Annotated in this window: 19 protein-coding genes; 9 read left to right on the forward strand and 10 right to left on the reverse strand. The window is 76.2% G+C overall.

The window, feature by feature from the left end; translation table 11 throughout:
* Positions 1-31: 31 nt before the first annotated feature.
* The 3 genes from cydC to HK417_RS10435 form a co-directional block, all read right to left on the reverse strand.
* Complete coding sequence (gene cydC / locus HK417_RS10425; protein WP_308123498.1) at positions 32-3,382, reverse strand: thiol reductant ABC exporter subunit CydC; 3,351 nt, start codon at positions 3,380-3,382, stop codon at positions 32-34.
* 83 nt (positions 3,383-3,465) lie between these two features.
* Complete coding sequence (gene cydB, locus HK417_RS10430) at positions 3,466-4,482, reverse strand: cytochrome d ubiquinol oxidase subunit II (RefSeq protein WP_222266096.1); 1,017 nt, start codon at positions 4,480-4,482, stop codon at positions 3,466-3,468.
* A gap of 17 nt (positions 4,483-4,499) precedes the next feature.
* Positions 4,500-6,053 carry a cytochrome ubiquinol oxidase subunit I gene (locus HK417_RS10435; RefSeq protein WP_222266097.1) on the reverse strand — a complete coding sequence of 518 codons (1,554 nt, stop codon included), beginning with the start codon at positions 6,051-6,053 and terminating at the stop codon, positions 4,500-4,502.
* 116 nt (positions 6,054-6,169) lie between these two features.
* On the opposite strand from HK417_RS10435, the gene HK417_RS10440 reads away from it, so the two are divergent.
* Positions 6,170-6,538: a BlaI/MecI/CopY family transcriptional regulator gene (locus tag HK417_RS10440; RefSeq protein WP_222266099.1), complete on the forward strand. Its 369-nt coding sequence runs from the start codon at positions 6,170-6,172 to the stop codon at positions 6,536-6,538.
* A gap of 2 nt (positions 6,539-6,540) precedes the next feature.
* Entirely contained in the window at positions 6,541-7,485 is a 945-nt protein-coding gene (locus HK417_RS10445; RefSeq protein ID WP_222266101.1) for a M56 family metallopeptidase, read from the forward strand.
* Positions 7,486-7,504: 19 nt separating this feature from the next.
* Here HK417_RS10445 and HK417_RS10450 read toward each other — a convergent pair whose 3' ends face one another.
* Together HK417_RS10450 and HK417_RS10455 are read right to left on the reverse strand one after the other, a co-directional pair.
* Positions 7,505-7,867 (reverse strand): helix-turn-helix domain-containing protein, encoded by a 363-nt coding sequence (locus HK417_RS10450; RefSeq protein ID WP_222266103.1) that lies wholly within the window; start codon positions 7,865-7,867, stop codon positions 7,505-7,507.
* An 82-nt stretch (positions 7,868-7,949) separates the two neighbouring features.
* A complete protein-coding gene (locus HK417_RS10455) occupies positions 7,950-8,447 on the reverse strand; it encodes an Hsp20/alpha crystallin family protein (protein WP_261326327.1) in 498 nt (165 codons plus the stop codon).
* Between the two features lie 189 nt (positions 8,448-8,636).
* Between HK417_RS10455 and HK417_RS10460 the strand changes: the two genes are divergently transcribed.
* The 4 genes from HK417_RS10460 (at position 8,637) to HK417_RS10475 (ending at position 12,367) form a co-directional block, all read left to right on the forward strand.
* Positions 8,637-9,881, forward strand: a complete 1,245-nt coding sequence (locus HK417_RS10460) for a M20 metallopeptidase family protein (protein ID WP_222266105.1) — start codon at positions 8,637-8,639, stop codon at positions 9,879-9,881.
* Between the two features lie 68 nt (positions 9,882-9,949).
* A complete protein-coding gene (locus tag HK417_RS10465) occupies positions 9,950-11,347 on the forward strand; it encodes a YibE/F family protein (protein WP_308123499.1) in 1,398 nt (465 codons plus the stop codon).
* Positions 11,344-11,991 (forward strand): class I SAM-dependent methyltransferase, encoded by a 648-nt coding sequence (locus tag HK417_RS10470; protein WP_222266107.1) that lies wholly within the window; start codon positions 11,344-11,346, stop codon positions 11,989-11,991. Before HK417_RS10465 ends, HK417_RS10470 begins: the two co-directional genes overlap by 4 nt.
* Before the next feature lie 31 nt (positions 11,992-12,022).
* The gene (locus HK417_RS10475) at positions 12,023-12,367 is read left to right on the forward strand and encodes a TraR/DksA family transcriptional regulator (protein WP_308123500.1); all 345 of its coding nucleotides are present in this window, start codon (positions 12,023-12,025) and stop codon (positions 12,365-12,367) included.
* 13 nt (positions 12,368-12,380) lie between these two features.
* On the opposite strand, the gene HK417_RS10480 is transcribed toward HK417_RS10475, so the two are convergent.
* From HK417_RS10480 to HK417_RS10500, 5 genes are read right to left on the reverse strand one after another with little or no spacing between them, the layout of a single operon-like run.
* Positions 12,381-13,316 (reverse strand): glycosyltransferase family 2 protein, encoded by a 936-nt coding sequence (locus HK417_RS10480; RefSeq protein WP_222266109.1) that lies wholly within the window; start codon positions 13,314-13,316, stop codon positions 12,381-12,383.
* Complete coding sequence (locus HK417_RS10485; RefSeq protein ID WP_308123501.1) at positions 13,313-14,170, reverse strand: glycosyltransferase family 2 protein; 858 nt, start codon at positions 14,168-14,170, stop codon at positions 13,313-13,315. Before HK417_RS10485 ends, HK417_RS10480 begins: the two co-directional genes overlap by 4 nt.
* A 29-nt stretch (positions 14,171-14,199) precedes the next feature.
* Complete coding sequence (locus HK417_RS10490) at positions 14,200-15,267, reverse strand: prenyltransferase (RefSeq protein WP_308123502.1); 1,068 nt, start codon at positions 15,265-15,267, stop codon at positions 14,200-14,202.
* 25 nt (positions 15,268-15,292) lie between these two features.
* Entirely contained in the window at positions 15,293-16,069 is a 777-nt protein-coding gene (locus tag HK417_RS10495; protein WP_222266114.1) for a class I SAM-dependent methyltransferase, read from the reverse strand.
* Entirely contained in the window at positions 16,063-17,325 is a 1,263-nt protein-coding gene (locus HK417_RS10500) for a glycosyltransferase family 4 protein (RefSeq protein WP_222266116.1), read from the reverse strand. Before HK417_RS10500 ends, HK417_RS10495 begins: the two co-directional genes overlap by 7 nt.
* 109 nt (positions 17,326-17,434) lie before the next feature.
* Here HK417_RS10500 and HK417_RS10505 point away from each other — a divergent pair, with 109 nt between their 5' ends.
* The 3 genes from HK417_RS10505 to HK417_RS10515 all read left to right on the forward strand — a co-directional run bounded on the left by HK417_RS10505 (position 17,435) and on the right by HK417_RS10515 (position 19,766).
* Positions 17,435-17,728, forward strand: coding sequence for a Dabb family protein (locus tag HK417_RS10505; RefSeq protein WP_222266118.1), 294 nt, complete (start codon positions 17,435-17,437; stop codon positions 17,726-17,728).
* A 93-nt stretch (positions 17,729-17,821) separates the two neighbouring features.
* Complete coding sequence (locus HK417_RS10510) at positions 17,822-18,541, forward strand: hypothetical protein (protein WP_222266120.1); 720 nt, start codon at positions 17,822-17,824, stop codon at positions 18,539-18,541.
* 145 nt (positions 18,542-18,686) lie between these two features.
* Complete coding sequence (locus HK417_RS10515) at positions 18,687-19,766, forward strand: DUF4192 domain-containing protein (protein WP_222266122.1); 1,080 nt, start codon at positions 18,687-18,689, stop codon at positions 19,764-19,766.
* The last annotated feature ends 22 nt before the right edge of the window (positions 19,767-19,788 follow it).

The following is a 19,788-nucleotide window of genomic DNA, read 5'->3' on the forward strand; positions in this document are numbered from 1 at the left end:
GGAAGCTCCATTTTCAAACGTTTCCGTCCGCTCAGCGGCGCGCCGGTGCCAGCACGTGTCCACCGAGGCGCAGGACCGTGTCCACGTCCTCGTCGGCGAGCGCGGCGTCGTGCGTCACGCACACGACCAGCCGGTCGGCGAGCGCTGCCCGCAGGTCGGTGACCAGCGCCGCCGCGGTCGGGGGGTCGAGGTGGGCGGTCGGCTCGTCCAGCAGCACCACGGGCCGGTCGGCCAGCAGTGCCCGGGTCACCGCCAGCCGGCGCCGCTCCCCGCCGGACAGCGCGGTGCCGCCCGCCCCGACGGGCGTGTCCAGACCCGCGGGGAGGGCGGCCAGCAGGGCGCCGAGGCCCGCGTCGGCGAGTGCGCGTCGCATGGCGCGCTCGCCGTCAGGGCCGGTCAGCTCCCCGCGGGGCCGGGCCAGGGCCAGGTTGGCGCGCAGGGTGGCGTCGAAGACGTGCGCGTCCTGCGGGCACCAGGCCACCTGGGCCTGCACGTCGGCCCGGGTGAGCTGGCTGACCGACACCGGACGGCGGCCGTCTCCGAGGTGGTAATCGCCGGACGACGGCCGCAGCGCGGCCATGAGCACCGCCAGCAGGGTCGACTTGCCGGCGCCGGACGGGCCGGTGACCACCAGCCAGCCGCGCCCGGCGGTGGCGACGAGGTCGAGGTCCCGCAACACGCCGGGACGGCCGGGCCACCCCGCGGAGAGCCGCTCCGTGGCGAGCTCGCGCACCGGGGAGGGTGGCGCCGTCCGGTCGTCGAGGACCGGGTCGGCCGCCACCGGCTCGTCCAGCACGGCCCGCACCCTGGTCAGGGAGTCGGCCCAGGCGAGCCGGTGGCGCAGCGTCGCGCCGATCGCCGTCAGCGGCTCGAGCAGCGCCAGCGGGGCGAGGGCGAGCACCGCCGCCACCGGTGCCGACAGAGTGCCCGCCTGCACCGCGGCCGAGCCGAGGTCGACGGCCAGCACGGCGGCGGCGCCCGTGGCGAACGTGGCCACCGCGTCGCCGGCGGCCGCGGCGGTCGCCCCGGCGCGGTCCGCGCGGCCCTGCCGGCGGCCCAGCGCGTCCAGCGCGTCCACGGCGGCGCCGACCAGGCCGTGCGCCCGCAGGTCCGCCGCGGCGTCGATGACCGTGCCGGCCTCCTGCAGGGCCACCGTGCGCAGCTCGGCGGCGCGCCGGGAGACCCCGCGATCGGCCCAGCGGTGCACCGCGGTGACGGTGAGCACGGCGGCGGCGATCACCAGCCCGACCAGCAGCCCGGTCCGCGGGTCGAGCGCGGTGAGGGCGGCCGTCGTCCCCGCGAGGACGACGGCGGAGACCAGGGGCGGGGTCACCACCCGCACCGAGAGCTCCTGCAGCAGCGCCGCGTCGCCGACCACCCGGGCCAGCGCCCGGCCGGGGGTGCGGTCGGCGGCCGGGCCCTGCGCCACCAGCGCCTCCCACAGCCGGACCCGGGTGCGCGCGGCCAGCTGGAAGGCGGCGTCGTGGGCGGCGAGCCGCTCCAGCCAGCGGAGCAGCGCCCGGCCCAGTCCGGAGCTCCGCACCGCGACGATGGCCACCATCAGGGTGAGCACCGGAGGCCCCTCCGACGCCCGGACGATCAGCCATCCGGAGACCGCGGTGAGCGCGACGCCCGCGGCGCTGGAGGCGGCGCCGTAGGCCACCGCCGTCGCCAGGGCGCGCCGTGGCCGGCCCAGCCGCGCCGTCGTCGTCGACGGGGTTCCGGTCGCCGGTCCCGCGGGTGCGGCGACCGGTCCGGCGGTCGTCACCACCCCGGCGGTCGGCTGCTCGGCGGCCGCCGCCGGCGCCGAGGCGACCGGGGCCGCCGCCGGTAGGTCCACGGTGCGGTCGGCGAGCGCGGCCAGCTCCGGCTCGTGGGTGACCAGCACGGTGACCAGGGAGCCCCGCAGCCGGTGCAGGACGGCGGCCACCCGGGCCGTCGCGGCGGTGTCGAGCGAGGCGGTGGGCTCGTCGAGCAGCAGCACCCGGGCGCCGCGCAGCACCCGGACGAACGCCCGGGCCAGCGCCACCCGCTGCAGCTCACCGGGGGAGAGGGTGCGGCAGGCCCGGTCGCGCAGGTGCTCGCCGGCCACCCAGGACAGCGCGATGTCGGCGAGGGGCGTGGCGCGCTCCGCGGGCAGGTCCCCGGCGTGCCGGTGCAGCTCGCCGAGCACGGTGTCGGCGACCGTGCGCGGGAACTGCGGGACGACGGCGACCTCCTCCGGCCGGCGGACCGCGCCGTCGACCCGTGCCGTGCCGCCGTCGAGGAGCTGGCCGGCCAGGACGGCGAGCACCGTCGACTTGCCCGACCCGCTCGGCCCGCTCAGCGCGACCAGCTCACCGGGCTCGACCCGCAGGGAGACGCCGTCGACGGCGGGCGCGCCCCGGCCGGGGAAGCGCACCGTCAGGTCCGCGACGGTGATGCCGCGGGGCCGGCCGGCGGGGACCGGGGCGACGACCGGGCGGGGCAGCGGGGTGGCGAGCACGGTCCGCGCGGCCGCCGCGGCCTCGGCGGCGTCCTCGGAGGCGTGGTGGGCCGAGCCGAGGGCGCGCAGCGGGGCGAAGGCCTCGGGCGCCAGCAGCAGGGCGAACAGGCCGACGTCCAGGCCGACCGTGCCGTGCACCAGCCGCAGCCCGACGGTCACCGCGACCAGCGCCACCGACAGGGTGGCGAGCACCTCGAGCACCAGGGCCGAGAGGAACGCGACGCGCAGCGTCGCCAGCGTGCGGCGGCGGTGCTCCTCGCCGAGCCGGGTCAGCGCGTCCAGCTGGTCGGCGGCCCGGCCCAGGCCCACCAGCACCGGCAGGCCGCGCACCAGCTCGGCCACGTGGCCGGCGATGCGGTCCAGCGCGCGGGCGGCGCCGGCGGTCTCGTCGCGGGTGTGCAGGCCGACCAGGACCATGAACAGCGGCACCAGCGGCAGGGTTGCGCCCACCAGCAGCGCCGAGAGCCAGTCGGTGACCCCGAGGACGACCAGCAGCACCGGCGGCACGACCGCGGTCTGCGCGAGGGCCGGGAGGTAGGTCGCCAGCGCGGGCCCGAGGTCGTGCAGCCGGGTGGTCGCCAGGACGGCGGCCGGGCCCGTGCCCCCCGCCGCCGCGACGGCCTCGCCCTCGCCGGCCAGCAGCCGGTCGAGCAGGCGGCGGCGCAGGGTGTCCTCGGCGCGGCGGGCGTCCCGGGTGGCGACGACGGTGCCCAGCCCCCCGGCCACCGCGCGGACCGCCGCACCCAGCAGGGCCAGGCCCAGCGCGGACCCGGGCACCACGCCGTCGGCGATGTCGGCGATCCCGCGGGCGAGCCCGGCGGCGAGCAGCACCACGCCCGCGGTGGACAGCACGGCCAGGGCGGCCGCCCGGGCCAGCGCGGGGACCAAACCGGGCACCCCGGCCAGTGCCCCCAGCGGTCCGCGCCCCGCCCCCTCTCCCGGGGCAGGAGTGGCCACTTCTGCCCCCGGGGACGACGAGGTCACGCGGACACCGGCTCGGCGTGCGGCGTCCCGGGCTCGGCCGACAGCCGCTTCCGGAACACCCAGTAGGTCCAGGCCTGGTAGCCGAGGACTACCGGCAGGGCGATCCCGGTGGTCCACGTCATGATCGTGAGCGTGTAGTTGCTGACCGACGCGTCGCTGATGGTCACGTCGAAGGCCGGGTCGATCGTGGAGGGCACCACGACGGGGTACACCGCGCCGAAGACGGTGGCCGCCGAGCCGAGCAGGACCACCGCCCAGGCGGTGAACGCCTGGCCCTCCCGGTCGACCCGGATCCGGGCCCAGGTGACCACGACGGCCAGGGCGGCGACCAGCCAGAGGGCCCCGGTGAGCACGGTGCCCGAGTGCAGCTGCAGCAGCCCGGCCCACCCGAGCAGCGGCAGTGCGGCCACCGGCGACCAGCGGCGGGCGAAGGCGCGGGCGGCCAGGCGGACCGGGCCGTCGGTCTTCAGCGCGAGGAACACCGCTCCGTGCACCAGCGAGAAGCCCAGGACGGCGACCGCCCCGAGCAGCGCCGGCCAGCCGAGGCCGGCGAAGGGCCCGCCCACCCGGTTCCCGTCGCCGTCGATCGGCAGGCCCAGGGTGGTGGCCGCGAGCGCGGCACCGATGCCGGCCGCGGCGATGAGCGAGCCGGTGGTGATCACGTGCGTCCAGGTGCTGTCCCAGCGCTCGGTGTGGTGCGAGTGCCGCCACTCGAACGCCACCGCCCGGATGATCAGGCCGAACAGCACCAGCACGAAGGGTAGGTAGAGCGCCGGCAGCCAGGTGGCGTACCAGCCGGGGAAGGCGGCGAACACCGCGCCGGCGGCGGTGATCAGCCAGACCTCGTTGCCGTCCCACAGCGGGCCGATGCTGCGCAGCATCAGGTGCCGGTCGGCGGGGCGGCGGCCGAGCACCGGCAGCAGCGCGGCGACGCCGAAGTCGAACCCCTCCAGCAGCAGGAAGCCGGTCCACAGCAGGGCGACGGCGGCGAACCAGAGTGTCTGCAGGTCCATGTCGGCTCTCCTCGAGCTCAGTAGGCGAACGACAGGACGTCGTCGTCGGTGGCGTCCCGGCCGCCGGGCAGGTCCTCGTCCGGCGTGCCCTCCGGGGCATGACCGGGGGCGGGTGCGCCGTCGCCGGTGGTCACCCCGCGGTGGACGAACCGGACGATCAGCCAGAGCTCGACGACCGCGAGCGCCCCGTAGACCGCGGTCAGGCTGATCAGTGACGTCCAGACCTCCGCGGCGGTGATGCCGGGGGAGACGGCCTGGGCGGTGAAGAACCAGACCTGGTCCGCGACGGGGACGTCGGGGTTCGGGTAGACCACGAACGGCTGCCGGCCCATCTCGGTGAAGATCCAGCCCGACGCGTTGGCCAGGAACGGGGCGCCGACGGCCAGCAGCGAGCCGTAGACCCCGATCCGGGAGGTCGGCACCCGCTCCTTGCGGGTCGCCCAGAGCGCGTAGGCGGCGACGCCGGCCGAGACCACGCCCATGCCGATCATCAACCGGAAGTTCCAGTAGGTGACCGCGAGCACGGGGGCGTAGTCGATCGGCTCGCCGGCCTTGTCGCCGAAGGACGGGTCGTCGGGGTAGGTCGCGCCGTAGACCGCGCTGTACTCCTCCTGCAGCTCGTTGACGCCGGGCACCGCCGTGGAGAAGTCGCCGTGCGCGAGGTAGGAGAGCAGGTAGGGGACGGTCCAGGAGTGGACGTCGTCGCACTCGTTGCTGCCGAGCTTGCCGAAGGCGAAGACCGAGAACGGGGCGGGCGCCTCCGTCTCGCACAGCGCCTCGGCCGAGGACATCTTCAGCGGCTGCTGCTGGTACATGAGCTTGGCCTGCAGGTCGCCGGTGACTGCGACGAGCACGAACGCGGCGAGGGAGACGACGCCGCCGAGCCGGACCGACCGGCGCCAGACCGCGTGATCCACCTCCGTGGCGGGCGCCCCGGCGAGCTTGCGCCGCCGCAGGTGCCACAGGCCGATGCCGACCAGCAGCGCCCCGGCCACCAGCAGCGAGCCGACGATGGTGTGGGAGAAGGCGGCCAGCGCGGTGTTGTTGGTCAGCACGGCGCCGAAGTCCACCTGCAGCGGCCGGCCGGTGGCGTCGTCCACCACGACGCCGACCGGGTGCTGCATCCAGGAGTTGGCGGCGATGATGAAGTACGCGCTCACGATCGAGCCGATCACCGCGGCCCACAGGCTGGCCAGGTGCAGCTTCTTCGGGATCCGGCCCCAGCCGAAGATCCACAGGCCGAGGAAGGTCGACTCGAGGAAGAACGCGAGCAGCGCCTCGAGGGCGAGCAACGAGCCGAAGACGTCGCCGACGAAGCGGCTGTACTCGCTCCACGCGAGGCCGAATTGGAACTCCTGGACCAGCCCGGTGGCCACGCCCAGCACGAAGTTGATCAGGTAGACCCGGCCCCAGAAGCGGGTCATCCGCAGCCACTCGGGCTTGCTCGTCCGGACCCACATCGTGTGCATGACCGCGACGAGGACCCCGAGGCCGATGGTCAGCGGCACCATCAGGAAGTGGTAGACGGTGGTGATCCCGAACTGCCAGCGGGCGATGTCCAACACGTCCACGGTGGTGCCTCCCGGCGCTGACGTACGATCGACGCATCCTTTCTACGCCAGGTAGAACACGGTTTCTACGGAGCGTAGAGAAGTGATGGGTGTGAGTCGGACGACAGGAGGCCGGGATGGCGTCACTCGGTGAGCTCGAGCGGGCGGTCATGGAACGGTTGTGGGCCTCCGGTGGTCCGGTCAGCGCTCCGGAGCTGCGCGACCAGCTGGCCGACCGCGGGCTCGCGCTGACCACCGTGCACACCGTGCTGACCCGGCTGGAGCAGAAGGGGTTCGTCGTCCACGACGAGGCCCGGCCGCGCCGCTTCGCGCCGCGCGCCTCCCGCGAGGAGCACGCCGCCGAGCTCATGTCCGAGGTGCTCGGACAGGCCGCCGACCGGCAAGCGGTGCTCGCCCGCTTCGTGGGCAGCGTCGGGGACGACGAGGTGCGGATGCTGCGCGAGCTGCTCGCCGCGGCCGACCCGGACGGCGCCGGCGCCCGCTGACCGTGCTCCCCGCGACTGCCCTGGCGCTCGCCGTCCTCGCCGCCCTGCTGGCGTGGCCGGTGCCGGCGGCACTGTCGCGGGCGCGCTGGCCGCGGCGCGACCCGGTGGCGGCGCTGGTCTGCTGGCAGGCCGTCGGCCTGGCCGGCGGCCTGTCGATGATCGGCGCGCTGTTGGTGCACGGGCTCGCGCCGTGGGGGCACTCGCTGCCCGAGGCCTGGTGGCACTGGGTCACCCGGCAGCCCGCCGGGGAGCCGGTGCGCGGCCACCACTGGGTGGCCCAGACCCTCGCCGCGATCCTCGCCGCGGAGCTGCTGGGCGTGCTGCTGCTGTCCTGGGTGCGCACCGCCCGCACCCGGCGGCGGCACCGGGAGCTGCTCGAGCTGGTCGTGCGACCCGGCGCCGCCGCCACCCCGGCGGCCGAGGCGCAGCTGCTGGAGCACCCGGCGCCGGTCGCGTTCTGCATCCCGGGCGCCCGGCCGCTGCTGGTGCTGTCCTCGGGGATGGTGGCCGAGCTGGACGACGCCCAGCTGCGGGCCGTCGTGGCCCACGAGCGGGCGCACCTGCGGGAGCGGCACCACCTCCTGCTGCTGCCCTTCGTCGCCTGGCGGGCGGCGTTGCCGGTGCTGCCGGCCGCGGATCGGGCGCACGACGCGGTGCGGGACCTGGTCGAGATGCGGGCCGACGACGTCGCCCTGGCCTCGCTGACCGGACCGGATCCGCGGCGCACCCTGGCGGCGGCGATCGTGGCCGCCGTCGGCGGGCCCGGGGGAGCGGTGCCGTCCGGTGCGCTCGCGGTCACCGGCGGGGCGGTCGCCGTCCGGGTGCGGCGGCTGCTCGCGCCGGCGGAGCCGCTGTCGCGGGCCGGCCGCACCGGGGCGCTGTGCAGCGCGGTGGCGCTGCTGCTGGTCCCGACCCTGCTGCTCCTGCTCCCGGCCCTCGTGGCCTGATCGCGGGGCCGGTCGCGGGTCAGGCGCGGTCGCGCAGCTCCTGGCGGGCGGCGTCCCGCTCGTCCCGGGCGGTGTCCCGCTCGTCGCGTGCCTGTTCGGCGTCCGAGCGGGCCGAGGCCAGGTCGTCCTGCAGTTGCACGATCGCCTGCGCCGAGGAGAGCGAGTGCCCCTCGTCGAGCAGGCCGCGGACCCGCGCGGCGACCTCCAGCTGGTGTCGCGAGTAGCGGCGGTGGCCGCCGGGGGAGCGGTGCGGGTGCAGCACCCCGGAGGAGTCCAGGCTGCGCAGGAAGGCCGCCTGGACACCGAGCAGCTCCGCCGCCTGGCTCATGGTGAGCACCGGGTGGTCCGGGTCGTCCAGTGAGCGGAGTGGATCGGTGCTCATGCACGCTCCTGGAGGTGGCGGGGGTGGGACGACGGAAGGGGTGGGACCGGTCGGCCCCACCCCTCCCGGGTGTCGCGGTCGGTCAGCTCTCGACCGACTTCTGGGCGGACTCGCCCTCGATCGTCTGCCCGGATCCCACCGCGGCCGGCGAGTCCGCGCGGCTCACGGTGATCTTGCGGGCCTTGGACTTCTCGGCGACCGGGATGCTGACCGTCAGCACGCCGTCGTGGTAGCTGGCCTCCAGCCGGTCGGTGTCCAGGCTGCGGCCCAGGACCAGCTGACGGGTGTAGTTGCCGAACGGCCGCTCGGCGACAGCCCACTGGGCGTTCTCGATCTGCGGGACCGAGCGCTCGGCACTGATGGTCAGCGTGGTGCCCTCGACCTGCAGGTCGATCGAGCCGGGGTCGACACCGGGCAGGTCGAAGTGGGCGACGAAGTTGTCGCCGACCCGGTAGGCGTCCATCGGCATGCCGGCGAGTGGACGGGCGGTGGTGGTCCCCCCGCGACCGGCCAGCTGGTCCAGTGCGCGGAAGGCGGCGGACGTCGCGGCGAACGGGTCGTAGGAGTTCAGCATCGCCATGGCTGAGTACCTCCGGTGCTCTCTCTCGCTGGTTGTGGTTCCCGCTCCGAGGTGAACCTCTAGCGGCAACTACAGATTACCTCAGCCGGGCATCGAGGTAAACATCGAGACTGCAAAAAAATTCCAGCAGGCCCTGTAAGTTCCCGGCGTCCCGGACACGGCGGCGGCCCGACCGGGGAGACTGCCTGCATGGACCTCCCGGCACCCGTCCCGACCGTCGAGCCGCCCGCCGCCCTGCGGGCCTGGTTCGAGCGGCTCCGCGTGGCGGTGGCGGTCGAGCTGCCCGCCGCCGTGGACCTGCGGCACACGCTGCACGCCGACCCGCGGCGGTCGGGTGACGAGCAGGACACCGCCGACGCGGTCGTCGACGCGCTGGGGGCCGGCAGCGGCCGCCCGGTGGCCGGGACCGGCCGGGTGGTGCGGCTGCTGGACGGCGGCGGCCCGTCGGTGGCGCTGCGGGCGGAGCTCGACGGGCTGGCGCTGGACGAGGTCACCGGCGCCCCGTGGGCCGCCACCGGCGGGGTCATGCACGCCTGCGGCCACGACCTGCACCTCGCCGGGCTGGTGGCGCTCGCGCGGGCGGTGCGCCGGGTCGGTGGGCCGGCCCCGCTCGTCGGCCTGCTGCAGCCCCGCGAGGAGGGCGCTCCCTCCGGCGCCCGCGACGTGGCGAGCTCCGGCCTCCTGGCCGAGGAGGGGGTCGGGTCGGTGGTGGCCGCGCACGTCCAGCCCCAGCTGCCCGCCGGGGTGGTCAATGCGACGCCCGGCCCGGTCAACGCCGCCGTCGAGGAGTTCACGATCACGATCACCGGGCACGGCGGCCACGGTGGCTACCCGCACACCACCGCCGACCCGGTGCTCGCCCTGTGCGCGGTGGTGCTCAGCCTGCAGCAGCTGGTCAGCCGCCGGGTCGACCCGACCGTCGGCGCCGTCCTCACCATCGGGCAGCTCGACGGCGGTGCGTCGTTCAACGTGGTGCCGGACACGGCCCGGGCCCACGGCGGGCTGCGGGTCATGCGGGAGGAGGACCGGCTCCTGCTCCTCGGGGCGCTCACCGACGTCGCCCGGCACACCGCCGCGGCGCACGGCTGCACGGCTGAGGTGCACAGCCAGTCGAACATGCCGGTGCTGGCCAACGACGCCGAGCTGGCCCGCGGCGCGGCGCCGTGGCTCGCCCGCGCCGGGATGGTGGTGGACGACAGCTTCCGGTCCTTCGGCGCGGACGACTTCTCGCACTTCTGTGCCGAGCACCGCGGGCTGATGCTCTTCCTCGGCGTCGAGGGCGGCCCGGCCGGGCCCGACGGCCGGCGCCCCGGCCTGCACTCGCCGCGCTTCCTCCCCGGGGACGAGGTCGTCCGGCAGGTGGCCGAGGCGCTGCTGGCCGGGTACCTGGCCGGCGCCGAGCTGCTCGGACCCGTGGCGTCCCCGCCGGGCTGACGGGGCCGGTGTCCGCGACATGCCCGGCCCAGCCGGTCGCCGGCCGGCCCGCCGCCTAGCCTGACCAGGTGCCGGCCCACACCCACAGTCCTGGACCCGACACCGACGTCCCGGTCGACCCGGCCGCGGTCGCCCGACGGAGGCGCGCGGTCCGGTTGATGCTGTACCTGCTGGTCCCCGTCGCGCTGGCCACGGTGCTCGGCCTGGTCGCGCTGTGGCCGGCCGAGGAGCAGTCGGCCGCGCAGCAGGCCGCCGAGCAGTACTTCCCCCCGGGCCAGACCTACCCGCAGGCGACGGTCGTCTCGCTGGAGACCTACGACTGCTCCCAGGACGCCGGGCGGCCCCGCGAGTGCGGCACCGCGGTCATGAACGTCAGCGAGGGCGCCAGCGCGGGGGACTTCGTGCAGATCGACCTGCCCGCCGAGGTCGTCTCGGCCGGCGTCGAGATCGGCGACGAGTTCGTGCTCACCCGCGACCAGGCACTGGACGGCGGCCAGCCCAGCTACGCCTTCCAGGACTTCGCCCGCGGCACGCCGATCGTGGTGCTCGCGCTGGCCTTCGCGCTCATCGTGGGTGCGGTGGCCCGGCTGCGCGGGCTGCGTGCGCTCGTGGGCCTGGGGTTCGCCTTCGCCGTCCTGCTGCAGTTCATGCTGCCGGCCCTGCTCGACGGTGGCTCGCCGATCTGGGTGAGCCTGACCGGCTCCTCGGCGATCATGTTCGTCGTCCTGTACCTGGCGCACGGCTTCTCCGCCCGGACGACCACCGCGCTGGTCGGCACCCTCTTCGGCCTGGCGCTCAGCGCCGCGCTGGGTGCGGTCGCCGTGGCGTGGGCCCGGCTGCTCGGGTTCAGCAACGAGGAGAGCATCCAGCTCCTGCAGTTCGACCCGACGCTGGACTTCTCCGGCCTGGTGCTGGCGGCGACGGTCGTCGCCGGGCTCGGCATCCTCAACGACGTCACGATCACCCAGGCCTCGTCGGTGTGGCAGCTGCACGAGGCGGCGCCGGGCCTCGGCTGGCGGGAGCTCTACCGCCGGGGGATGGCGATCGGCCGGGACCACATCGCCTCGACGGTCTACACGATCGTCTTCGCCTACGCCGGGGCGGCGCTGCCGCTGCTGCTGCTCTTCGAGCTCTACCAGCGGCCGTTCTGGGTCGTGCTGACCGGCGCGGAGGTGGGTGAGGAGGTGATCCGCACGCTCGTCGGCGGGATCGCGCTGGTCCTCGCCGTCCCGGTGACGACGCTGGTCGGGGCGCTGGTGGCGACGGCGGCGTCGGCCGCCGGTCCCGCACCGCAGCGGCCGGTGGAGCCCGCGCCGGTCCGCCGGCGACCGGCCGAGGCGTCGGCGACGGCGACGGCGGCCCGCCCGGATCCGGCCCCGGTGTCGCGCCCGGGCCCGGCGACGTCCGCCTGGCGGCACCCCAAGCTCGACCCGGACGGTTCCGCCGGTCCGCGGGGCCTGCGGTGAGCGCTGCCGGGTCCACCCGGCCCGGAACCGGTGACCTGCTCGCCGCCGCCGTGGCCGCCCCGGGGTTCATGCCGCCGGACGAGGGGCGCGCCCTCTACGAGGCTGCCCGCGCCGTGCCGGTGGCCGGGCCGCTGCTCGAGGTGGGCAGCTGGCTGGGCAAGTCCGCGCTGTACCTGGCCGCCGCGGCGCGGGAGACCGGCCGGCAGGTCGTCACCGTCGACCACCACCGCGGGTCCGAGGAGCACCAGCCCGGCTGGGAGTACCACGACCCGTCGCTGGTCGACCCGCTCGTCGGCCGCATCGACACCCTCCCCGGCTTCCGGCGGACCATCGTCGACGCCGGTGCCGAGGACGTGGTGATCGCCGTCGTCACCCGCTCGGAGGTGCTGGCGCCGCTGTGGTCGACGCCGCTGGCGCTGCTGTTCCTCGACGGCAGCCACACCGAGGAGTCGGCCCGGCGCGACGAGGACGCCTGGGTGGCGAAGCTGGCCGTCGGCGGCACGTTGGCCGTCCACGACGTCTTCCCGGACCCGGCCGACGGCGGGCAGGCGCCGTACGGGGTGTACCGGCGGGTCCTGGCCTCGGGTCGGTTCACCGAGCTGCCGGGCACCGGATCGCTGCGGTTGCTGCGCCGGACCCCCTGACCGGCGGCCGGTTGCGGAGGAGGATGGGCCCGTGACCGCAACGGAGGAGCTGGCCCGGGCGCGCGTGGAGACCCTCGCCCAGATCGACGCGCTCACCCGGGAGTTCGACGCGATGGTGGCGGCGTCGGAGTCCTCCAACGGCGACGACGAGCACGATCCCGAGGGCACCACGATCGCCTTCGAGCGGCAGCAGCTCGCCGCCCTGCTGGAGTCCGTCCACCGACGGCTCGCCGACGTCGACGCCGCACTCGCCCGCGCGGCAGCCGGCGACTACGGCCGGTGCGCCGAGTGCGGCCAGGAGATCGCCCCGGAGCGGCTGGCGGCCCGGCCGCAGGCGCGCACCTGCATCGCCTGCGCCACGGCGGCGGGCGCATGACCCGACGGCGGCGTCAGCTCACGTAGCGGCGGGCGGAGGACGTCCGCTGGGCGTCCTCGAGCGCGGCGAACCGGGCCTCGGCGTGCGGCGGCAGCACCCGGCGCTCGCGCAGCACCCAGGGCAGGCCGCGGACCGCCTGGACCAGTCCGCGGGCGGTGACCCGGTCGCGGGGCACGGTGCGCAGCAGGTCGACGGTGCGGCGCAGGGCGGGCCGGGCCGGGCGGCGCAGCCACGTCGTCCAGAGGGTGTTGCGGATGCCGTCGGCTCGCCGCTTGTGCGGGTCGCGCGCGGCGCTGGCCTGGTGGTGGACGGTCAGCTGGGGGAGGTAGCACAGCTCCCAGCCGGCGGCGGCCAGGTCACCGGCCATGAGCTCCTCCTCGCCGCCCAGCCACAGCCGCTCGGAGAAGCCGCCGACCTCCTCGAACGCCTCGCGGCGCAGCACGCTGGCGCCGGCGAGGAAGCTGCCCAGCGCCGGGCCGGGCAGCCACGGGGCGCCGACGACGGGGGAGTCGCGCAGCTCGGCGACGATCGGGTCGTCGGTGCCGCCGGGCTCGACGAGGATGCGTGCGGTCACCACGGCCAGGCGGGGGTGCGCATCCAGGACGTCGGCGGCGGTGCGCAGCGAGCCCGGTTCCCACCAGGTGTCGTCGTCGCAGAAGGCCACGTACGGGGTGTCCAGCCGGGCGACGCCGACGTTGCGGCCCACGGCGCCGAGGTTCTCCGGGCTGGCGATCAGCTCGACCCAGGGGTGCTGCGCGCGGACGGCGTCGGCGGTGCCGTCGGCCGATCCGTTGTCGACGACCACGACGTGCGGCTGCTCGGGGAGCGCACGGAGCCGGGAGAGGGCGAGCAGCAGCTCGTCCCGGCGGTCGTGGGTGATGACGACGACGGCGACCCGCAGGTCCGCTGCGGTTCCGGTCGGCACGCTCGCGCTCAGCTCGCTGGTCACTTCTGCAGCTCCCGGACGCCGGTCATCACGGAGGCAGGCAGCACCCGGCGGCGCCGCAGCGCGGCCGGCACCCGGGGCAGGGCACCGGCCAGCCCGCGCCGGCCGGGGCGGCCGGCGCCGAGGGCACGGACCAGCTGCCCGGCCAGGTCGCGTGCCGGGTAGCGCATCACGGCGGTCAGCAGCCGGCTGCGCCAGATGCCGGCCTGCCGGTCGGCGGGGGGCTCGCGCCGGACGGAGGGGTGGTGGTGCACCGTGACCTCGTCGACGTAGGCCAGGCCCCAGCCGGCGGCGGCGAGGTCGAGGGCCAGCCGCTCCTCCTCGCCGGGGAAGCGGACCACCGGGTCGAAGCCGCCGGCCGTGGTGAAGGCGTCGGTGCGGACGAGCGCCGCGCAGGCGGCGAACCCGAGCAGGGAGGGGCCGGGCAGGTCCGGATCCGTACCCAGGGGGCTCTCCGCCATCTCGCTGCACATCGGGTCCACCTCCTCCTCCTCCCCGACCAGGACGCGGGCGGCGAGCAGGCCGAGGCGCGGATGGGCACGCATCACCTCGACGGCGCGGGCGAGGTCCCCGGGCGCCCACCACGAGTCGTCGTCGGTGAAGGCGACGAACGGTGTGCCCGCGCGCTCGACGCCGAGGGTGCGGGCCAGCGCGCCGGCGTTGTGGTCCAGGGGGACGACGGTGACCTCGGGATGTGCCGCCCGCACCGCGTCGACGGTGCCGTCGGTGGAGCCGTTGTCGACGAGCACGACCGGCGCCTCGTGCCGCGGGAGGGATGCCAGCAGGTCGCCACGCCGGTTGCGGCTGGCGACCACGCACGTCACCGCCGACCGCGCACCGTCGAGCTCGGAGAACACCTGGGGACCCTGCCCGCTGCCCGGGCGGGTCAACCCCGGGCCTTCCCCACATCCGAGCGGTCAGCCGCCACGGTGGGCGGCCGGCCGGAGGCCGGGTCGAGCCGGTCGAGGGCGCCCGGGTCGGCGAACAGCGTGGCGGCGGGTGAGGTGCCGGCGATCGCGTCGGCGGCGAGCACCACGGCGGCCGCGGTCCAGGTGGTGCGCTCCACCGGCCACCGGGCGTCGTCGGCGTAGACGAGTCCGGTCCAGTAGGAGCCGTCCTCCGAGCGCAGGTGCTGCGCGGCGGCGAGCTGCTCCACGGCCGCCGCGGTGCGTCCGACCGCGGCGAGGGCGAGGGCCAGCTCGCACGTCTCGGCACCGGTCACCCAGGGCCGGTCGGCGACGCAGCGGACGCCGAGGCCGGGGACGACGAAGGTGTCCCAGCCCGCGCCGAGGCGCTCGTCGGCCGCCGGGCCGGGGAGCGCGCCGGCCAGCACCGGGTAGTACCAGTCCATCGACCAGCGGGACCGGTCGGCGAAGGCGTCCGGGCGGGTCCGCAGGGCGGCCCCGAGGTCGGTGACCGCGAGGTCCCAGTCCGGCTGCGGGTCGTCGACCAGCGCGGCGAGCGCGATCCCGCACCGCAGCGACTGGTACAGGCTGGCGTTCCCGGTGAGCAGGGCGGTGTCGTCGGCGGTCCCGTCCGGGCGCAGCGCCCAGCCGACCGCGCCGGTCGGCAGCTGCATGGCCGTGACCAGGTCCAGGGCGCGGCGCACCGCGGGCCACAGCCGGTCGGCGAGGCCGTCGTCGGCGGTGCACAGCCAGGAGTGCCAGACGCCGACCGCAAGGTAGCCGGCGTGGTTGCTCTCCGCGGCGGGCGCCACGACCCAGCCGTCCCGGTACTCCGACGCCCAGGACCCGTCCGGCCGCTGGCGGCGTGCCAGCCACTCGTAGGCGGCCAGCGCGCGGTCGTGCTCGCCGCCCACGTCCAGCGCCATGGCCGCCTCGACCATGTCCCAGGCGTCGAGCTGCCCGCCACGGAACCACGGGATCGCCCCGTCGGCGGACTGCTCGGCGGCGATGGCGGCGACCGTCTGCCGCAGCTGCCCGGCGCTGAGCACGCCACTCACCTCGGGCAGGGGGTGGTCAGGCACAGGCCAGCCCCGTCGCCCCGTCCGCCACCCGGTCCGCTCCGGCGGCGAGTCCGGTCCGGGCGGCGGGCTTGGTGGCGTAGATGACGAGGCTCTTGCCGAGGACCGGGTCGAGCACCCGCTCCGCCGTGCGGGTCAGCCACGGGCGGTGGGTCAGGTCCCACACCAGGAGCCGGTGGTAGGCCCGGGTCAGCCGGGTCTCCCGGTCCATCCCGACCGCGCACTTCAGCCACCAGTAGGGGGCGTGCAACGCGTGGGCGTGGTGGGTGCCGGTGGGCTGCAGCCCGACCCCGGCCAGCCGCTCCCACAGCTGGTCGCCGCGGTAGATCCGGATGTGCCCGCCCTCGTTGGCGTGGTAAGCGTCCGAGAGCGCCCAGCACACCCGTTCCGGGCCGTACCGGGGCACGGTCACGGCCACCCGGCCGCCGGGCTTGAGCACCCGGGCGATCTCGGCCAGCGCGGAGCGGTCGTCCGGGATGTGCTCGAGCACCTCGGAGGCGATCACCCGGTCGACGCTGCCGTCGGGCACCGGCAGTGCCCGCAGGTCCGCCCGAGCCGCTCCGGCCGCCGCCCCGGCCGGGGCCTCGCCGGCCGCCGCGATGGCGCCCAGCCACTCGCGGGTGGTCGCCACCTCCTGCGTCCCCCAGTCGACGGCCAGGACCGTGGCCCCGCGGCGGTAGGCCTCGAACGCGTGCCGGCCCTCTCCGCACCCGAGGTCGAGCACCGTCATGCCCGGCCGCACGTCGAGCAGGTCGTAGTCGACGGTCAGCACGGGCCGTCCCCGGCCGTCGACCGGCGGTCGAGGACCTCGCCGTACCATTCCGCGGTGCGCTCGGCGGTGCGCCGCCAGGTGTAGGCGCCCAGCACCCGCGCCCGGCCGGCGCGGCCCAGCTGGTCCTGCAGGGACGGGTGGTCGATCACCAACTGCAGCGCGGCGGCCAGCCGGTCGACGTCCCCGGCCGGCACCTGCACCCCGGCGTGCGAGCCGACCACCTCCGGCAGCGCGCCGGCGTCCGTGGTCACCAGCGGCGTGCCGCACGCCATCGCCTCGACCGCGGGCAGCGAGAAGCCCTCGTACAGGGACGGGATCGCCACCACCGTCGCCGTCTGGAGGTGGCGGACCAGCTCCTCCTGCGGCACCGGCCCGGTGAACCGGACGGCGCCGCGGAGCCCCAGCCGGTCCAGGGCGGTGTCCGCCGGGCCACCCGGGCGCGCCGCGCCGATCACGGTCAGCACCGCCTCCCGTTCCGTGCGCAGCTTCGCCAGCGCCTCCAGCAGCGGGAGCAGTCCCTTGAGCGGGACGTCGGCGCTGGTGGTCACCACGATGCGCGCCGCCTCCCGTGCGGCGCGTGAGGCCGGCGGCCGGAAGACGTCGGGGTCGATGCCGACCGGGATGACCTCCACCGCCGAGGCGGGGACGCCCATGTGCGCGGTGATGTCCCGCCGCGAGCTCTCCGACACGGTGGTCAGTCCGTCCAACCGGGAGGCGACCCGGGCCTGCATGCGGGTGAACGCGTACCAGCGGCGGAGGGTGAGCCGGCGGCGCAGGGACGGCGCGGCCGCGAGCTCCAGGTCCCGGTCGATGGCCACCGGGTGGTGGACGGTGGCGACCGTGGGCAGGCTGCGGCGCACCCGGAGCAGGCCGTAGCCCAGTGACTGGTTGTCGTGGACCAGGTCGAAGTCGCCCGCGCGGGAGCCCAGCAGCCGAGCGGCCCGCAGCGTGAAGGTCAGCGGCTCGGGGAAGCCGGCGGTGCACATCGTCGCCCACTCGGCCAGGTCGACGAGGTCGCGGAACTCGCCGGGCCGCGGCGTCCGGAACGGGTCGGGCTCGCGGTAGAGGTCGAGGCTGGGCACCCGGGTCAGCGGGATGCCGGCGGCCAGCTCCGGGTAGGGCTGGCCGCTCAGGACCTCCACGCGGTGCCCGAGTTCGCGCAGCTCGCGGGAGAGGGCGCGGACGTAGACGCCCTGGCCGCCGCTGTGCGGCTTGCTGCGGTAGGACAGCAGTGCCACCCGCAGCGACCGTCCCATGCCCGGACTCTAACGAGGCGGGGTGCGGCCTCCGTGGCACGGCTGCTCGTCCCCGGTCCACCGCCTCCTCGGGTCGCGTCCGCCACCGGCCGCCTGGCAGGGTGCGGGCATGCTGCGACACGTCGTGCTCTTCACCTGGTCCCCGGACACCGACGCCGACACCCGTGCGGCCGCCATCGCGGCCCTGCGGAAGCTGCCGGAGGAGGTGGGCGGCATGACCGCGTTCGCCGTCGGGCCCGACGCGGGCCTGGTGGACGGCAACGCGCACGCCGCGCTGGTGGCCGAGTTCCCGGATGCCGACGCCTTCCGCCGGTACGCCACCCACCCCCGGCACCTCGAGGTCATCGCCGAGCACGTCAAGCCGAACCTGGCGAGCCGGTCGGCGGTCCAGTACGAGGTCTGACCGTCGCTTGAGTGGCCGGATCCGTTCCGATGATCTTATGGCCGGATCATGATCATGATCATGTGAGGCGGACGTCGCCGGCTGCGCGGGCTCGTGGGCGCCGGCCTGCTGGGGTCGCTGGCCCTGGCCGGTTGCGGCGCGGAGGTCGAGGGTGTGGCCTCGCCGAGCAGCTCGGCCAGCAGTCCGTCGAGCGCGGCCAGCTCGAGCACCGGCGCACTCGACGGCGCCGGGGACCTGTCCGCCGGGCTGCTGCCCGCAGAGGCCTTCGGGCCCGGCGCCCAGGTCGCCCCGGTCACCGCCGACCAGCTCCGGCAGCAACAGGGCCGGCTCGGCGGCCTGCAGGACGTCACGATCACCCCGGAGGCCTGCGCGCCCGGGGTTAAGTCGATCCAGCCCGGGCTCGACGACATCGCGGGCCTCGGTGCGCAGACGGCGACCGTCGGTACGAGCACCACGGTCGAGGTCCTGGCGTCCGGCGAGGGCGTCGGCGCGGGCGTCGACGACCTGAGCTCGACAGCGGAGACCTGCCCTCAGGCCACGATCACCGCCCCGGAGATCGGCACCGCCGACATGACGTTCACCGCCCTGGACGTGCCCGCGCTCGGGGACGGGTCGGCCGGCATCTCGATGACCCTGTCGATCACCGGCCCCGACGGGCAGCCGTTCACCCTGCCGATGTTGCTCGGCATGGTGCGGGATGGCGACCGCCTGGTCAGCCTCACCCAGGTCGACGCGGCCGGCGGTGCGGACCCCGCGGCCTTCACTGCGTTGCTGCAGCAGGCCTTCGAGCAGCAGGCCGCCACGCTGGACTGAGCAGGGTTGCGGCGTCGCGGTGCGCATGCCGCGACGCTGCACCGGCCCGGTGACCGGATGCCGGCCGCCGTCCACAGGACCGGGCTCCGTCCACAACCTCGGCTGAACGGCGCCGGGCGGACCGCGGCGGCAGCAGGGTGCCGGCATGCCCGACACCGACCCGCTGCTGACCGTCCACCTCTCCGAGCCGGGGGAGGTCGCCGCGGCCGTGCCGCACCTGATCGGCTTCCGGCCGCGCGAGTCGCTGGTGGTGGTGAGCCTGCGGGGCGGCCGGACCCGCAGGTTCGGCCTGACGGCGCGCATCGACCTGCCTCCGGCCGAGCACCGGGCCGCCGTGGTCGGCGGCCTGGTGCACTCGCTGATGACCGACCGTCCCGCCGCGGTCGTCCTCGCCGTGGTGTCCGAGGCGCCCGACGACCTGGCCGTCGACCGGTGGCCGGGCGGCGCGGACCACCGGCCGACCCTGCCCCACCGGGACCTGGTGCACGAGGCGGTGCTCGCGTTCGCCGGCCGGAGCGTGCCGGTGCAGGAGACGCTGCTGGTCCGGCGGGGCCGCTGGTGGTCCTACGACTGCCCCCGGCCGTGCTGCGCCCCGGACGCCGGCACGCCGTTGCCCGGGGGCACCAGCGCGCTCGCCGCCGCCTCGGCGGTGAGCGGGCAGGTGCTCGCGGAGGACCGGGCGGAGCTGGCCCGGCGGATCGCACCGGTCGGCTTCCTGGCCGCCGCCGGGACGTCCCGGGCGTGCGACGAGGTCGGCCTGGACGTCGCCCGGGTCACGGCCGAGCGGGGACGGGAGGACGTCGCCGAGGAGTCCTGGGCGGAGGTCCGGCGGGCGCTGCTCCGGACCGCCCCCGGGTCGGTCGGGGCGATCACCGACCACGAGGTGGCCCGGGTCGCCTGGGCGCTGCGCGACATCGGCGTCCGGGACCGCGCGCTCGCCCTCGCGCTGGGACGCCGCGCCGCCGCGGCCGAGGGACTGTGGACCGAGGTCACGCGGCGCGCGCCGCCCCCGCTGGACGCCGCGCCCGCCACGCTCCTCGCGGTGTCGGCCTGGCTGCGGGGCGACGGCGCCATGGCCAACGTCGCGCTCGAGCGCGCCCTGGACAGCGACCCCGCGTACCCCTTCGCCGGGCTGTTGCGCACCGCGCTGGACCACTGCATGCCACCGGCGGAGCTGCGGCGGCTCATCGCCGAGACCACGGACCCGTTCGATGCGGCGTCCTGAGGTCCCGCCCGCCGGGCAGGCG

This window comes from Modestobacter marinus (assembly GCF_019799945.1).
GTDB lineage: Bacteria > Actinomycetota > Actinomycetes > Mycobacteriales > Geodermatophilaceae > Modestobacter > Modestobacter marinus_B.

What these genes read in the sequence shown, in the direction of transcription:
- HK417_RS10505 (WP_222266118.1), top strand. Translation starts at nt 17,435, where the DNA reads ATGCTGCGACACGTCGTGCTCTTCACCTGGTCCCCGGACACCGACGCC.
- cydB (WP_222266096.1), bottom strand. Translation starts at nt 4,482, where the DNA reads ATGGACCTGCAGACACTCTGGTTCGCCGCCGTCGCCCTGCTGTGGACC.
- HK417_RS10460 (WP_222266105.1), top strand. Translation starts at nt 8,637, where the DNA reads ATGGACCTCCCGGCACCCGTCCCGACCGTCGAGCCGCCCGCCGCCCTG.
- HK417_RS10450 (WP_222266103.1), bottom strand. Translation starts at nt 7,867, where the DNA reads ATGAGCACCGATCCACTCCGCTCACTGGACGACCCGGACCACCCGGTG.
- HK417_RS10515 (WP_222266122.1), top strand. Translation starts at nt 18,687, where the DNA reads ATGCCCGACACCGACCCGCTGCTGACCGTCCACCTCTCCGAGCCGGGG.
- HK417_RS10500 (WP_222266116.1), bottom strand. Translation starts at nt 17,325, where the DNA reads ATGGGACGGTCGCTGCGGGTGGCACTGCTGTCCTACCGCAGCAAGCCG.
- HK417_RS10440 (WP_222266099.1), top strand. Translation starts at nt 6,170, where the DNA reads ATGGCGTCACTCGGTGAGCTCGAGCGGGCGGTCATGGAACGGTTGTGG.
- HK417_RS10455 (WP_261326327.1), bottom strand. Translation starts at nt 8,447, where the DNA reads ATGGCGATGCTGAACTCCTACGACCCGTTCGCCGCGACGTCCGCCGCC.